Raw genomic sequence first — 14574 nt, 5'->3', positions numbered from 1 at the left:
TGGTTCAGTCTGCCCGGCGGGCGGCGCACCCCGCCCGGCGGGCCGTGCCACCGTTCCGTCGGATCGCTCACCCTCCCGTCGGGCCGCTCACCGTCCCGAGTCGTCGCCGTACGGGCGCTCCACGTTGGGGGCGTTGGTGTGGGGGCGCAGCAGTCCTTCCTGGACCACGGATACGAGCAGGTCGCCGGCGCGGTTGTAGATGCGGCCGCGGGCCAGGCCCCGGCCACCGGTGGCGATCGGGGACTCCTGGTCGTAGAGGAACCACTCGTCCGCGCGGAAGGGCCGGTGGAACCACATCGCGTGGTCGAGGGAGGCCATGTCGAAGCCGCGCGGACCCCACAGCGGCTCGATCGGGATGCGGACGGCATCCAGCAGGGTCATGTCGCTGGCGTAGGTCAGCGCACAGGTGTGGATCAGCGGGTCGTCGCCCAGCGGCCCGACCGCCCGCATCCAGACCGCGCTGCGCGGCTCCGCGCCCTCGATCTCCTCCGGCGTCCAGCGCAGCCGGTCGACATAGCGGATGTCGAAGGGCTGCCGACGGGCCATCCGCTCCAGCGCCTCGGGCAGCCCGCCCAGGTGCTCGCGCACCTCGTCCGCGACGGTCGGCAGCTCCTCCGGGGGCGGCACCTCGCGACGCATCGGCAACTGATGTTCGAAGCCCGGTTCGGGCGCATGGAAGGAGGCGGTCAGATTGAAGATCGTGCGTCCCTGCTGGACGGCGACGACTCGGCGGGTGGTGAAGGACCGGCCGTCGCGCACCCGCTCGACCTGGTACACGATCGGCACCCCGGGCCGCCCGGGGCGCAGGAAGTACGCGTGCAGCGAATGGACGGGCCGGTCGCCCTCCGTGGTGCGCCCGGCCGCGACCAGCGCCTGTCCGGCCACCTGCCCGCCGAAGACGCGCTGGAGGCTTTCCCGCGGGCTGCGGCCGCGGAAGATGTTCACCTCGATCTGCTCCAGGTCCAGCAGATCCACCAGGCGCTCGGCGGGGTTGGTCATGACCGTACGTCCTCCGTCAGGTGTCCCGGCAGCGTCACAGCTGCCCCACGTCGGTGACGCGCACGACCGCGCGCCCCTCCTCGTCGGAGGCCGCCAGGTCCACCTCCGCGGAGATGCCCCAGTCGTGATCGCCGCGGGGGTCGGCGAACGTCTGCCGTACCCGCCACAGCCCGTGCTCGGGCTCCTCCTGAATCTGCAACAGCTTGGGGCCGCGCGCATCCGGACCGGTGCCCAGTTCGTCGTACTCGTCCCAGTACGCGTCCATCGCCTCGCCCCAGGCGTCCGCGTCCCAGCCCGACTCGGCGTCCAGCTCGCCGAGCTCCTCGACCTTGTCCAGCGCCGCCAGCTCCACCCGCCGGAACAGGGCGTTGCGCACCAGCACCCGGAAGGCGCGCGCGTTCGCGGTGACCGGCTTGACCTGGTCCGCCCGCTCGGCGGCCTCCTCGGCCGTCTCCTCCTCCGGGTTGGCCAGCTGCTCCCACTCGTCCAGCAGGCTGGAGTCCACCTGCCGGACCATCTCACCCAGCCAGGCGATGATGTCCTCAAAGTCCTCGGACTTCAGGTCGTCCGGCACGGTGTGGTCCAGCGCCTTGTACGCGCTCGCCAGGTAGCGCAGGACGATGCCTTCGGTGCGCGCCAGCTCGTAGAACGAGGTGAACTCGGTGAAGGTCATCGCGCGCTCGTACATGTCGCGGATGACCGACTTCGGCGACAGCGGGTGGTCGCCGACCCACGGATGGCTCTTCCGGTAGAGGTTGTAGGCGTGCGAGAGCAGTTCCTCCAGCGGCTTGGGGTACTCGACGTCCATGAGGCGCTCCATGCGGTCCTCGTACTCGACGCCGTCGGCCTTCATCTGGGCCACCGCCTCGCCCTTGGCCTTGTTCTGCTGGGCCGCGAGGATCTGCCGGGGGTCGTCGAGGGTGGACTCCACCACCGAGACCATGTCCAGCGCGTAGGAGGGCGACTCCGGGTCGAGCAGGTCGAACGCGGCCAGCGCGAAGGTGGAGAGCGGCTGGTTGAGCGCGAAGTCCTGCTGGAGGTCGACGGTCAGGCGGACGATCCGCCCCTCCGTGTCCGGCTTGTCGAGGCGCTCGACGATCCCGCCGTCCAGCAGCGACCGGTAGATCGCGATGGCGCGGCGGATGTGCCGCAGCTGGTTGCGGCGCGGCTCGTGGTTGTCCTCCAGCAGCTTGCGCATCGCCTCGAAGGCGTTGCCGGGCCGCGCGATCACGGACAGCAGCATCGCGTGGGTGACCCGGAAGCGGGAGGTCAGCGGCTCCGGCTCGGAGGCGATCAGCTTCTCGAAGGTGTTCTGGCCCCAGTTGACGAAGCCCTCCGGCGCCTTCTTGCGGACGACCTTGCGGCGCTTCTTGGGATCGTCGCCGGCCTTGGCGAGCGCCTTCTCGTTCTCCACGACGTGCTCGGGCGCCTGGGCGACGACGAAGCCCGCGGTGTCGAACCCGGCCCGCCCCGCGCGGCCCGCGATCTGGTGGAACTCCCGCGCCCGCAGCGTGCGCACCCGCGACCCGTCGTACTTGGTCAGCGCGGTGAACAGCACGGTGCGGATGGGGACGTTGACGCCGACGCCGAGCGTGTCCGTACCGCAGATGACCTTCAGCAGACCGGCCTGGGCGAGCTTCTCGACGAGCCGGCGGTACTTGGGCAGCATGCCGGCGTGGTGGACGCCGATGCCGTGCCGGACGTAGCGGGACAGGTTGCGCCCGAACTTGGTCGTGAAGCGGAAGTTGCCGATGAGCGCCGCGATCTCGTCCTTCTCGGCGCGGGTGCACATGTTGATGCTCATCAGCGCCTGCGCCCGCTCCACGGCCGCGGCCTGGGTGAAGTGCACGATGTAGACCGGGGCCTGCCGGGTCTCCAGCAGCTCGGTCAGGGTCTCCGTCAGCGGGGTCGCCCGGTATTCGTACGACAGCGGCACGGGCCGGGTCGCGGACCGTACGACCGCCGTCGGCCGGCCGGTGCGCCGGGTCAGGTCCTCCTCGAATCGGGACATGTCACCGAGCGTCGCCGACATCAGCACGAACTGTGCCTGCGGCAGTTCCAGCAGCGGGATCTGCCAGGCCCAGCCGCGGTCCGGCTCGGCGTAGAAGTGGAACTCGTCCATGACGACCTGGCCGATGTCGGCGTCCTTGCCGTCGCGCAGCGCTATGGAGGCGAGCACCTCGGCCGTGCAGCAGATGACCGGCGCGTCCGCGTTGACGGAGGCGTCGCCGGTGAGCATGCCGACGTTCTCGGTGCCGAAGAGCTTGCACAGGTCGAAGAACTTCTCCGAGACCAGCGCCTTGATCGGCGCGGTGTAGAAGGTGACCTCGTCCCGGGCCAGCGCGGTGAAGTGCGCACCCGCCGCGACCAGGCTCTTCCCGGAGCCGGTGGGGGTGGACAGGATGACGTTCGCCCCCGAGACCACCTCGATCAGCGCCTCCTCCTGAGCAGGGTAGAGCGCGATGCCCTGCTGTTCTGCCCAGCTCGAAAAGGCTTCGAAGAGGGCATCGGGGTCGGCGTTGTCCGGGAGATGATCGATGAGGGTCACGCCCCCATACTGCCTTGGCCGGGTCCGGATCGGACAACCGGCCGGTCGGACCTAGATCATCTGACGCTACGCTGTGTCGCCGACCCGGCGTCAGGAACCCGGGATCCGAGCTTCGTGTCCAGACAATCCGGGATGGGGAACGACCATGATGGGACCGGCGCACTCGCTGTCCGGGGCCGCGGCCTGGCTGGGGGTGGGTGCGGCGACGGCGGCCGCGGGGTATCCGATGCCCTGGCCGGTGCTCGTCGTCGGCGCGCTGATCTGCGCCGGCGCGGCGCTGGCACCCGACCTGGACCACAAGTCGGCCACCATATCGCGGGCCTTCGGTCCGCTCTCGCGAGGGCTGTGCGGCATCGTCGACACCCTCTCGCACGCCGTCTTCAAGGCCACCAAGATGCGCGGCGACGCGCACCGCTCCGGCGGGCACCGCACCCTCACCCATACGTGGGTGTGGGCGGTCCTGGTCGGCGGGGGCATGTCACTCCTGGCGGTGCAGGGCGGGCGCTGGGCGGTGCTCGGCATCCTCTTTGTCCACATGGTGCTCGCCATCGAGGGCCTGCTGTGGCGGGCGGCCAGGGTCTCCAGCGACGTCCTGGTGTGGCTGCTGGGCGCCGCGACGGCCTGGATCCTCGCCGGGGTCCTGGACCAGCCGGGCAACGGGGCAGGCTGGCTGTTCACCGACCCCGGCCAGGAGTACCTGTGGCTGGGGCTGCCGATCGTGCTGGGCGCGCTGGTCCACGACATCGGCGACGCCCTGACCGTCTCGGGCTGCCCGGTCCTGTGGCCCATCCCGATCGGCCGCAAGCGCTGGTACCCGGTCGGCCCGCCGAAGGGCATGCGCTTCCGCGCCGGAAGCTGGGTGGAGATCAAGATCCTGATGCCCGGATTCATGCTGCTGGGCGGTATCGGCGGACTGGGCGCCCTCGGCTACCTCTGACGGGCGGCGGGGGTGGGGCTCCGGGGCGGCCGCCCCGTGCCCGGGCCGCGGCTCCGGGGCCACCCCGGCCACGGACGGACGGTGCCCCCGCCCCGTCGCACCACCTCGACCGCGGCCCCGCACTCAGCATCGCCCCTGCGCCCGAGCACGTCGGCCCGCCGACCCGGGCGGGGGCGCCCCGTTCACCCGTGCCAGGACCGCCACAGCGCCGCATACGCCCCGTCCGCCGCGACCAGTTCGTGGTGACTGCCGAGTTCGCTGATCCGGCCGTCCTCGACCACCGCGATCACGTCCGCGTCGTGCGCCGTGTGCAGCCGGTGGGCGATGGCCACGACCGTACGGCCGTCCAGCACCCGGCCCAGCGAGCGTTCCAGGTGCCGGGCCGCGCGGGGGTCCAGCAGCGAGGTCGCCTCGTCCAGGACGAGGGTGTGCGGGTCGGCCAGTACCAGCCGGGCCAGCGCGATCTGCTGGGCCTGGGCCGGGGTGAGGGCGTGGCCGCCGGAGCCGACCTCGGTGTCCAGGCCCGACTCCAGCGCCCGTGCCCAGTCGTCCGCGTCCACCGCGCCGAGCGCGGCCCACAGTTCCGCGTCCTGCGCGTCCGTACGGGCCAGCAGCAGGTTGTCGCGCAGCGAGCCCACGAAGACGTGGTGCTCCTGGTTGACCAGCGCGACGTGCGCGCGCACCCGCTCCGCGGGCATCCGGGACAGCTCCGCGCCGCCGAGTGTGATCTCGCCGGTGCGCGGCGCGTAGATCCCGGCGAGCAGCCGTCCGAGCGTCGACTTGCCCGCCCCGGACGGTCCGACCAGCGCCATGCGTGTGCCGGGCCGTACTCGCAGCGAGACCTCGTGCAGCACATCGACGCCCGCCCGGTAACCGAAGCGCACGTCGTCGGCCCGTACGTCCCGGCCCACCGGCTCGGCGCGCTCGTCGGCGGCGTCCGGCTCGATCTCCCGTACGCCCACCAGCCGCGCGATGGAGACCTGGGCCACCTGCAGCTCGTCGTACCAGCGGAGGATGATCGACACGGGTTCGCTCATCATCTGCGCGAGCAGCGCCCCGGTCGTCAGCTGGCCGGGCGTGAGCCAGCCGCGCAGCACGAACAGGCCGCCGAGCAGCAGCACCGAGCCCAGGATCAGCACGTGCGTCACATTGACGACCGGGAAGAGCACCGAGCGCAGATAGAGGGTGTAGCGCTCCCACTGGGTCCATTCCCGGATGCGGCGTTCGGACAGCCGGACGCGGCGCCCGCCCAGCCGGTGCGCCTCGATGGTGCGTCCCGCGTCCACCGACTCGGTCAGCGCGGCGGCGACCGCGGCGTACCCGGCCGCCTCCGAGCGGTAGGCGTGCGGGGCCCGCTTGAAGTACCAGCGCGCGCCGATGAGCAGTACGGGCAGCCCGACGAGCACGGACAGGGCCAGCGGCGGCGCGGTGACGGTCATGCCGCCGATGAGCAGCGCGATCCAGACCACGCCGATCGACAGCTGCGGCACGGCCTCGCGCATCGCCTCCGCCAGCCGGTCGATGTCCGTGGTGATGCGGGACAGCAGATCGCCGGTCCCGGCCCGCTCCAGCACGCTCGGCGGCAGAGCGACGGACCGTACGAGGAAGTCCTCGCGCAGGTCCGCCAGCATCTGTTCGCCGAGCATCGCGCCGCGCAGCCGCACCAGGCGCACGAAGGCGGTCTGGACGGCCAGCGCGCCGACGAACAGCCCGACCGTCCACTCCAGACGCAGGTCGCGGACGCCGTTGCCCAGGTCCTCCACCACGCCGCCGAGCAGGAAGGGACCGGCCATGGAGGCCAGGACGGCCACCGCGTTGACGGTCACCAGCAGGGCGAAGGCCCGGCGGTGCCGGCGGACCAGCCCGCCCACGTAGGCGCGTACGGTCGCGGGCGAGCCGACCGGCAGGGTGGTGGCCGTCCGCGGGGCGTCCGGATCGTGCTCCGGTGGCGCCAGGCCGATCATGCGGTCTCCTCGATCTGGTCGGTGCCGGTACGGGCGAAGTGCCCGCCGGACGCGGCCCGGCCCGCCGGGGAGGCGGCCTCCGGCCCGTCGTCCTCGTCGGTCTCGCGGGTGACCACGGCGCGGTACGCGGCGTGCGTACGCAGGAGTTCGCGGTGGGTGCCGGTGCCCGCCACCCGGCCCTCGTCGAGGAGGACCACGTGGTCGGCGCGGTCCAGGAGCAGCGGGCTGGAGGTCAGCACCACCGTCGTACGGCCCGCGCGCAGCGTCCGCAACCCGTCCGCGATCCGGGCCTCGGTGTGCGAGTCGACGGCGCTGGTCGGCTCGTCCAGGACCAGCACCTCGGGGTCCGCGACCAGCGACCTGGCCAGCGCCAGCCGCTGCCGCTGCCCGCCGGACAGGGACCGGCCGCGCTCGGTGATGTGGCTGCGCATCGGGTCGCCGGAGTCGTCGGCCGAGCCCTGCGCCAGCGCGGCCAGCACATCGCCGCACTGCGCCGCCGCCAGCGCCTCCTCGGCCCGTACGGCCCCGGACGCCGGGATGTCCAGCAACTCGCCGAGCGTCCCGGAGAGCAGGACCGGGTCCTTGTCCTGGACGAGTACGGCGGTGCGGGCGGCCTCGCGCGGCACGTCGTCCAGCGCGGTGCCGCCCAGCAGGACCGACGGCGTGCCCTCGGGCGCGTCGGCGGGGTGGCCGCCGAGCCGGTCGGCGAGCCGCCCGGCCGCGTCCGGGTCGCCGCACACCACGGCGGTCAGCCGCCCGGCCGGTGCACGTACGCCGCTCACCGGGTCGAACAGGTCGCCGCCGAGCGTCCCGGGCGCGGCGATCCGCCCTTCGGCGGACCGGCGCAACGCCAGTACGCGGGCGGCGCGCTTGGCCGACGGACTGGCGAAGGAATAGGCCATCGCGATCTCTTCGAAGTGCCGCAGCGGATACAGCAGGAAGGTGACCGCGCTGTAGACGGTGACCAGTTCGCCGACCCCGACCCGGCCGTCCAGGGCGAGCCCGGTGCCGTACCAGACCACCGCGATCAGCAGCAGGCCCGGGAGGACGACCTGGACGGCGGAGATCGAGGCCCACATACGGGCGCTGCGCACGGCGGCCCGGCGGACGTCCTGGGAGGCGCGCCGGTAGCGGCCGAGGAAGAGTTCCTCGCCGCCGATGCCACGCAGGACACGCAGACCGGCGACGGTGTCGGAGGCCAGCTCGGTCGCCCGGCCCGCCTTCTCGCGCTGCTCGTCGGCGCGGCGGGCCGCGGGCGGCAGCAACGGCAGGACGGCCAGCGCCAGTACGGGCACGCCGATGGCCACCACCACGCCCAGCGCGGGCTGGTAGATCACCAGGGCCGCACAGACGCCGACGGAGGTCAGCGCCGCGGCACCGAACCGGGACACCGCCTCGACGAACCAGCCGATCTTCTCCAGGTCGCCCGTGGAGACCGCCACCACTTCCCCGGCGGCGACCCGCCGGGTCATGGCGGCGCCCAGCTCCGTGGTCTTGCGCGCCAGCAGTTGCTGGATACGTGCGACGGACGTGATCCAGTTGGTGATCGCGGCGCGGTGCAGCATCACGTCACCGACCGCCACCAGGGTGCCGAGCAGCAGCAACAGGCCGCCCGCGAGCAGCAGCCGGGAGCCGGAACGGTCCACGACGGCCTGCACCGCGATCCCGACCGGAACGGGGAAGGAGGCCACACCACCGGTGTGCACCAGCCCCCAGCACAGGGCCTTGGACTGTCCGCCGAGCTGCTGCCGGTAGAGCCACAGGAGCAATCGGCCACCGGAGCGGACGTCCGGGACCCCTGGGTCGTCATGAGGAAGGTCGCGAATGTGCATGATGTCCAAAGTTCAGGGTCGGAGTGCGGCGTTGACGTCGGGTGTTCGGCGTTCGAACCTGCGGGCGACGGCCGGTGCGGAAGAGCGGCGGCCGGTCCGTCCGCGTCGTGGTGAGGTGTTACGTCGTGGTGGTGCTGCGTCGCGTGGTGGTGCTGCGTTGTATGGGGTGCTGCGTCGTGATGAGGTGCCGTGCTGCGTCCTGGTGAGCTGCGGCCGGCGCGCGCGGAAGGGAGGAGGGGCACGGCCGTGCAAGGGCCATGGAAGACTGGCGCGTCACGGCGCCCCGGTTCAACAGGTTTTCCGCGCGGACGCCCCCAACGGGCTCCGCGTGCCGGGCCCGTACGCGCCGCCCGGATGCGACCATGGGAGCCATGCGAACTGCGGGCTGCATGGTACGAAGGGCTGCGGTGGCGGCAGTGGGGCTGACCCTGCTGGCGGGCTGCGGCACGAGCGGCGGATCGACGAACGACGAGGGCAAGGGCGGCGCCAGGCGCACCGCCGAGGCAGCCAAGTACTCCAGAACCATCCCGGGCGTGGGTGCGCAGCTCCGCGCGCGCATCCCCGCCGACACACGGCAGGTCGTCGCCGTTCGCGGCGAGGGCGCCGACTCGCCCGACGCCACGCTGGCCCTGTACGAGAAGACGGCCAAGGGGTGGCAGCGTACGGCCGACTGGCCCGCGCACAACGGCAGGAAGGGCTGGACCAACGACCACCATGAGGACGACCTGCGCAGCCCGGTCGGCGTCTTCGGCCTCTCCGACGCGGGCGGCGTACTGCCCGACCCGGGCGCGAAGCTGCCGTACACCCATTCGGCGGCCTTCACCCCGCCCCCGTACTGGGAGAAGAAGACCCGGCACGATTTCGACCACGTCATCGCCATCGACTACAACCGCGTCCAGGGCACCTCGCCCCTGGACCCGACCCGGCCGCAGGGCCGGAAGAAGGGCGGCGGCATCTGGCTCCACCTCGACCACGGCAGCGGCACATCCGGCTGCGTGAGCATTTCCAAGGCGGGCATGGTCGCGCTGCTGCGCACCCTCGACCCGCGGCAGCACCCTGTCGTGGTCATGGGCGACACGGCGCACCTCGCGGCCTGAACGACCGCTGTACGTTCTCGCCTCGGAGACCGCGGGAAGGCCCTGCCTCCGGCACTGCGTCATGCCGGAATCAGAACGTGCAGGGCGTGACATCACTTGCCGTCGGGTACTATTCCTGGGCCGTCATCTTCCATTGACGCCCCTCTTCCGCCAGAAGGTCGTAGAGCCTGGACAGGCGGGCGTCGTACTGCGAGCCGGAACGCGTCGCGAGATAGAACGTATTGATCGGCGGTACCTCCGGGTCCAGCAGCGTCACCAGTTGCCCGCCCGTCAGTTCACGGGCGCACAGATAGGTGGGGACAACGGAGAAACCGGCGTCCGCCACGACGGCGGCGACGACGGCACGCAGGTCGGGTACGACAACGGCAGGGTGGGCCGGTGGCGGAATCTCGAATACCGTCCGCCAATAGCGGCGTATGATCGGCACGGTATCGGCATAGGCGATCAGCGGGACCTTCTCCAGCGCCCGGGTGAAATCCGCGGCGGCCAGTCCCGCAGGCAGGCTGTCGGCGATGCGGGGCGAGGCCACGAGAGCGAACTCTTCGTCGGTCAGCGGCAGGCCCTCGACACCGCGGCAGCGGGGCTGGATGGTGGAGATGGCGATGTCCAGCTGACCGTTCTTCAGGGCGGCGAGCAGTTCGGGCGATTCTCCGAGGCTGATGCGTACGTCGATGCCGGAGGCGATGAGCGGGCTGATCGAGGGAAGCACGCGGGCGGTGACCAGCTCCGCGGGCCCGCCGATATGCACGGGGCGGTTGCTCGACGTCTGGTCCAGATACCGGTCGACGGCCGCGTTGATCTGGGTGATGGGGGTTTCGATGTCGTGCGCCAGGGCTTTGCCTTCGACCGTGGGTTCGGCTCCCTGCGGAGTCCGGTCGAACAGCGGCTTCCCGAGATCCGCTTCCAGACCTCTGATGTGCTGGGTGACAGCCGGCTGCGTGATACCCAGAAGCCGCGCCGCCTTGGTGAATGATCCGGTGTGGTAAACGGCTATGAAGGTTTGTAACCAACCCAGTTGCATGTCGTCCGGCCCCCCGTTGCCGGCGGGGAAGGCTGCGCGCCGTTCAGCGTAATCCATACCGTCCCCCTGGTCATTGTGCCACGTAGATGATTCTGTCAAGCGCCGGCGGGCGCATCGCGCCCCTCCCCACATCCGGAATTCAACCTTTTCGCCCGCCGGTCACCCTCCGAAGAAAAGCAGGTCAGGCCGGGGTGGCCTGGAGAATGGCCAGTTCGGCGACCCTGGTGGCCGAGGCCGGATTCTGGCCGGTCACCAAACGGCCGTCGGCGACCGCGTGCGCGGCGAAATTCTCCACCTTGGTGATCTTCGCGCCCTTCTCGATCAGTGCGGTCTCCAGCGCGAACGGGACCACGTCGTCGAGGCCCACGGCGGCTTCCTCCTCGTTCGTGAAGGCGGCGACCTGCTTGCCCTGCACGATCGGGCTGCCGTCGTCCAGATCGGCCGAGAGCAGGCCGGCCGGGCCGTGGCAGACGGCCGCGACCACACCGCCGCGCGAGTAGATCGCGGAGGCCAGTGCGGCGAGATCGGTGGCGCCGGGGAAGTCCCACATGGTGCCGTGGCCGCCGACGAAGTAGATCACGTCGTAGTCGGCCGGATCGAGCTGGTCGGCGGAGGGGGTGTTCTTCAGCTCGTCGGCGTAGGCGGCGAGGAACGCGGCGGAGACGGTGTCGCCCTCCTTGACACCGTCCCGGGGGGCTTCACCGCCCTTGACGGATACCACGCCCACGTCCCACCCGGCCGCGGTGAACACCTCGGCGGGGTGGGCGATCTCGGGCACATAGAAGCCGGTGCGCCGGCCGGTGTCGCCGAGCCGGTCGTGGGAGGTCAGGGCGAAGAGAACCTTCGGCATGACGGTGTCCTTTCTTCGTGGATCAGGCTGTGAGAGCGGCCAGTTCGGGCAAGTAGATGCGTCGTTGCCCGCGGGCGACGGCGCGTTCGATGTGCTCGTCGGTGTGATAGCCCCACCAGGCCCACAGGGAGCGGGCGCCGGTGTCGCGTACCGCGAGCGCGTTGGTGATGTGATCGTCGACGAAGGTCACCGCGTCGTTCGGCAGGCCGTCGGCGGCTGCCAGGGCGAGGACGGCCGAGCGCTTGTCGGAGCAGTCACCGACCACTTCGACCACGGTGTTCTCCAACCGGTGGTGGGCCAGGATCTCCCACACGGAGGCGGCGTCCTTCGCGGTGACGATCGACGTGCCGCGTCCACGATGCCGGTGCAGCAGCTCGTGTACGCCTGGGTAGAGGGTGTGCATGTCCAGCCAGGGGCCTGGCTGCGCCGTACGCAGCGCGGCCCGGACGGCGCTCGCCCCCGAGGCGAGGGCGGCGAGCTTCTTGGGCGACAGGCGGGCCAGCAACGCTTCGTGGTCGGCCGTGCTGCGGATGGCCTCGGCGGCCGGATCGCGGGCCGCCATGAAGTCTTCCAGCAGCCGTGCGTACTTCCGTACGGTGCGGAAGCGGACCAGGAAGCTCTTGGGCAGCGCGTCGGCCAGGTCCCGGACCGGTCGGGCGGCCAGCTGCTCGGGATCGTGCTCGGCGTAGTAGGTGACCAGGGCGCATTCGAGGAACGCGTCGGCGATGACGCCGTCGAAGTCGAGTACCAGCAAAGGTGGTTCACCTCCAGGATCGTCGGCTGTGCGGGGCGCCGGCTCGCCGGCCGGGGGAAGCCTCCGGCGGCGCCCCGCACGCATCAGGGCGGCGTCCTGCCGGTCCGAAGATGCGCGGACGGATAGGGGTCAGCTCGCCGTCCGGGCCCGGTCCGGGTGCTTCGCGCCGACGGTGGCGAAGACCTCCCGCATGAACCGGCCCACGTAGGCGTAGTAGGAGCAGGTGATGATGTGGCCGTCCACGATCACATCGGAATCGACCACGTTCGCGCCCGCATTGATCACGTCGTCGCGGAGGCCGATGTAGGCGCAGGCGGTACGTCCCTTGAGAACTCCGGCGGAGACCATGATCCAGGGGCCGTGACACAGGCCGGCGACGACCTTCTCGGCGGCGTCCATGGCGCGCACGAATGCCAGGACGTGGGGGTCCTGGCGGACCCGGTCGGGGGCCTCGTGGCCACCGGTCAGGATGACCGCGTCGTAGGTGTCGGCATCGAGCCGGTCGAAGGCGACCAGCGGCTTGGCGGTCTTGTCCATCGGCAGCGGGACGCCGTACTTGCCGATGACATCGGCGCCGTTCTTGGTGGCGACATCGACGTGCCAGCCCTCTTCGATGAACCGGTAGTAGGTGTAGACGACGTCGTGGTCCTGGAATCCGGGCCCGGTGACGATCACCGCGTGGGGCATGGGTGTCCTCCTGGAGTCGGTGCGAAAGGTATCGGTGTGCGTGGTGCCGGGTCAGGCGAGGGCGAGGGAGAGGTAGTACTGATCCAGCGCCGGGCGCCGGTCGTCTGCCCTGGCGGGGGCGAGAACGTCGATCTCACCGGTGACCACGCCGGTCAGGCCCAGCGGTACGTGGAAGAGGTCCGCTGCCCGGCGGCGGTAGAAGATGTCGGCGCCGGCGCGGATGGAGAAGGCGAACTCGCCGTCGGGGGACCGCTCGCGCAGTCGGGCCTGGGGCAGGTAGGAGACCGGCTTGGCCGGGAGTTCGGGCACGTCGGCGTGGTCGGTCTCGTACGCGGTGTTCTCCCGGCTGTAGTGGTCGCGCAGCCGGATCAGGTCGAACTTGTTGCGGGGGGCTTCGAGTTCGGCCAGCCACAGCGGGCCGGGGCCCAGGCTGCGGGTGGAGTGGAAGGCGCCGCCCCCGATCCGCAGGATCGATCCGGCACCTACCGGGTACTGGGCGGTGAGGGTGTCGGTGACCCCCTGTCCGGCCAGGCAGAGCAGGTAGGTGAGCTTGCGCGGGTGGACATGCATCGAGGTGGCCTGATCCTCGTCGATTTTCAGATTCCACACGTCGATGAAGTCGTCCACGTAGATCCGGAACTCCATGCCCCAGGGTTTGGGGATCACTTCGTTGAGATGGTCGTCACCGTCGAGGCGTTCGTTGCCGATACGGCTTCCCTTGCGGACGACCTCGCTGAGTGCGGAGAAGTCACGCGGACCCGGATCTATCCGGGTGATGCGTTCGTGGATCTGGGCCGCCATTGGGCGGTGCGTCAACTCGGACATGAGCATGCTCCCCGTTGGTTGTCGGCCGCGTCCCCCGGCCGTCAACGAACCTAGGGATCAGCCGGGGAAGAGCCAAATAGACGGCACACCAGCCCCCCATAACGCCCCTTGACCCCGAAGCTTCCCTGATGCCCCCTGTCCGACTGGTTATTTGATTCCGTTGGTCAGGGGGTGTGAAGGTCGTCGGCAGGCCCCGGCAGGGGCACAGGCCGTTTCCTTCGAGGAAGGGAAAGCACACTGTGAATGCGCCCACTCCCATGCGCGAACGCCGGACCGCTCCGGAGGCCCGGACGCCGGGAACCCGCACCACTCAGATCGACTCCATCGGTGTCCTGGGATACGAATCGGTCTCCGAACAGGACTGCCTCACCCCCACCGAGATATTCAAGGGCACCGCGATGGTCCTCAACGGTTCCATCGCCCCCTGGCAGCGGGAAGCGGCTCCCCGGGACCTGAGCGTGCGTCTGATCGCCCTGGAACCCGGCGTGATCAAAATGCAGATGGGCACCAACGTCGTTCCCGACGGCGTCCTCTCGGAGGACGACCTGTTCGACATCTTCTATATCCCCGGCGGCGTCGGCTCGGCCGCGCTGCTGTCCGACGAGCGCGTCCAGAAGGCCATTCGGCGCCATCACGAGGCCGGCAAGGTGATCGCCGCCAACTGCTCGGGCGTAGGGGCGCTGACCCGCTCCGGCATCATCAACGGAGAGGTCCTCACCTCCGTCGCCGCCATCGCCCGCGGTATGCGCAACGAGGGCTTCAACGTGCCGGAGAACCGGCGCATGTGGTACGGCGATCCGGTCTCCCGCATCTGGACCTTCACCGGCTCCTACGGCATCAACGGCGGCGCGGTCGCCCTGGTCGCCCACTATTTCGGCCGGGAGGTCGGCACCATCGTCTCGATGATGTTCGACACCTACGGCGGCATCGGGGACGCGATTTTCGAGGAGACCGGCCCGGAGTTCTACCACCACCCGGAGCTGGAGGAGGCGTTCCAGAACCTCTTCGAACCGATGCTGTACCCGGCCAGGACCGACGACGAGCTGTGACCGGAAGGGAT

Annotated in this window: 12 protein-coding genes; 3 read left to right on the top strand and 9 right to left on the bottom strand. The window is 70.7% G+C overall.

The annotated features are described in order from the left end of the window. Positions 1-87 precede the first annotated feature (87 nt). Both ACH4FX_RS03775 and ACH4FX_RS03770 read right to left on the bottom strand, forming a co-directional pair. Complete coding sequence (locus tag ACH4FX_RS03775) at positions 88-999, bottom strand: acyl-CoA thioesterase (protein WP_398474794.1); 912 nt, start codon at positions 997-999, stop codon at positions 88-90. A 34-nt stretch (positions 1000-1033) separates the two neighbouring features. Beyond that, a complete protein-coding gene (locus tag ACH4FX_RS03770; protein WP_398474792.1) occupies positions 1034-3547 on the bottom strand; it encodes a DEAD/DEAH box helicase in 2514 nt (837 codons plus the stop codon). Positions 3548-3692: 145 nt separating this feature from the next. On the opposite strand from ACH4FX_RS03770, the gene ACH4FX_RS03765 reads away from it, so the two are divergent. After that, the gene (locus ACH4FX_RS03765) at positions 3693-4484 is read left to right on the top strand and encodes a metal-dependent hydrolase (RefSeq protein ID WP_398474790.1); all 792 of its coding nucleotides are present in this window, start codon (positions 3693-3695) and stop codon (positions 4482-4484) included. Positions 4485-4666: 182 nt separating this feature from the next. Here the strand turns inward: ACH4FX_RS03765 and ACH4FX_RS03760 are convergent, their stop codons facing one another. After that, on the bottom strand, positions 4667-6448 hold the full coding sequence (locus tag ACH4FX_RS03760) for an ABC transporter ATP-binding protein (protein WP_398474788.1): 1782 nt from the start codon (positions 6446-6448) through the stop codon (positions 4667-4669). Continuing rightward, the gene (locus ACH4FX_RS03755; RefSeq protein ID WP_398474786.1) at positions 6445-8280 is read right to left on the bottom strand and encodes an ABC transporter transmembrane domain-containing protein; all 1836 of its coding nucleotides are present in this window, start codon (positions 8278-8280) and stop codon (positions 6445-6447) included. Before ACH4FX_RS03755 ends, ACH4FX_RS03760 begins: the two co-directional genes overlap by 4 nt. 362 nt (positions 8281-8642) lie before the next feature. On the opposite strand from ACH4FX_RS03755, the gene ACH4FX_RS03750 reads away from it, so the two are divergent. Continuing rightward, on the top strand, positions 8643-9377 hold the full coding sequence (locus ACH4FX_RS03750; RefSeq protein ID WP_398474784.1) for a L,D-transpeptidase family protein: 735 nt from the start codon (positions 8643-8645) through the stop codon (positions 9375-9377). Between the two features lie 109 nt (positions 9378-9486). Here ACH4FX_RS03750 and ACH4FX_RS03745 read toward each other — a convergent pair whose 3' ends face one another. The 5 genes from ACH4FX_RS03745 to ACH4FX_RS03725 form a co-directional block, all read right to left on the bottom strand. Then, positions 9487-10455, bottom strand: a complete 969-nt coding sequence (locus ACH4FX_RS03745; protein WP_398474782.1) for a LysR family transcriptional regulator — start codon at positions 10453-10455, stop codon at positions 9487-9489. A gap of 124 nt (positions 10456-10579) precedes the next feature. Then, on the bottom strand, positions 10580-11248 hold the full coding sequence (locus ACH4FX_RS03740; RefSeq protein WP_398474781.1) for a type 1 glutamine amidotransferase domain-containing protein: 669 nt from the start codon (positions 11246-11248) through the stop codon (positions 10580-10582). Positions 11249-11270: 22 nt separating this feature from the next. Further along, on the bottom strand, positions 11271-12002 hold the full coding sequence (locus ACH4FX_RS03735) for an HAD family hydrolase (RefSeq protein ID WP_398474780.1): 732 nt from the start codon (positions 12000-12002) through the stop codon (positions 11271-11273). Positions 12003-12131: 129 nt separating this feature from the next. Then, on the bottom strand, positions 12132-12689 hold the full coding sequence (locus ACH4FX_RS03730) for a type 1 glutamine amidotransferase domain-containing protein (RefSeq protein ID WP_150244012.1): 558 nt from the start codon (positions 12687-12689) through the stop codon (positions 12132-12134). Between the two features lie 51 nt (positions 12690-12740). Next, the gene (locus ACH4FX_RS03725) at positions 12741-13514 is read right to left on the bottom strand and encodes a cupin domain-containing protein (protein WP_398474779.1); all 774 of its coding nucleotides are present in this window, start codon (positions 13512-13514) and stop codon (positions 12741-12743) included. 257 nt (positions 13515-13771) lie between these two features. Between ACH4FX_RS03725 and ACH4FX_RS03720 the strand changes: the two genes are divergently transcribed. Next, positions 13772-14563, top strand: coding sequence for a DJ-1/PfpI family protein (locus ACH4FX_RS03720; protein WP_398474777.1), 792 nt, complete (start codon positions 13772-13774; stop codon positions 14561-14563). Positions 14564-14574: the final 11 nt, after the last annotated feature.

Source organism: Streptomyces sp. NPDC018019, assembly GCF_044327805.1.
GTDB lineage: Bacteria > Actinomycetota > Actinomycetes > Streptomycetales > Streptomycetaceae > Streptomyces.
Note: the sequence above shows the minus strand (reverse complement) of the source record. Positions and strands in the feature narration are given on the sequence as shown.

Coding starts and splice junctions, on each gene's coding strand:
- ACH4FX_RS03760 (WP_398474788.1), bottom strand. CDS start 6,448: ATGATCGGCCTGGCGCCACCGGAGCACGATCCGGACGCCCCGCGGACG.
- ACH4FX_RS03730 (WP_150244012.1), bottom strand. CDS start 12,689: ATGCCCCACGCGGTGATCGTCACCGGGCCCGGATTCCAGGACCACGAC.
- ACH4FX_RS03765 (WP_398474790.1), top strand. CDS start 3,693: ATGATGGGACCGGCGCACTCGCTGTCCGGGGCCGCGGCCTGGCTGGGG.
- ACH4FX_RS03750 (WP_398474784.1), top strand. CDS start 8,643: ATGGGAGCCATGCGAACTGCGGGCTGCATGGTACGAAGGGCTGCGGTG.
- ACH4FX_RS03745 (WP_398474782.1), bottom strand. CDS start 10,455: ATGGATTACGCTGAACGGCGCGCAGCCTTCCCCGCCGGCAACGGGGGG.
- ACH4FX_RS03755 (WP_398474786.1), bottom strand. CDS start 8,280: ATGCACATTCGCGACCTTCCTCATGACGACCCAGGGGTCCCGGACGTC.
- ACH4FX_RS03720 (WP_398474777.1), top strand. CDS start 13,772: ATGCGCGAACGCCGGACCGCTCCGGAGGCCCGGACGCCGGGAACCCGC.
- ACH4FX_RS03775 (WP_398474794.1), bottom strand. CDS start 999: ATGACCAACCCCGCCGAGCGCCTGGTGGATCTGCTGGACCTGGAGCAG.
- ACH4FX_RS03740 (WP_398474781.1), bottom strand. CDS start 11,248: ATGCCGAAGGTTCTCTTCGCCCTGACCTCCCACGACCGGCTCGGCGAC.
- ACH4FX_RS03725 (WP_398474779.1), bottom strand. CDS start 13,514: ATGTCCGAGTTGACGCACCGCCCAATGGCGGCCCAGATCCACGAACGC.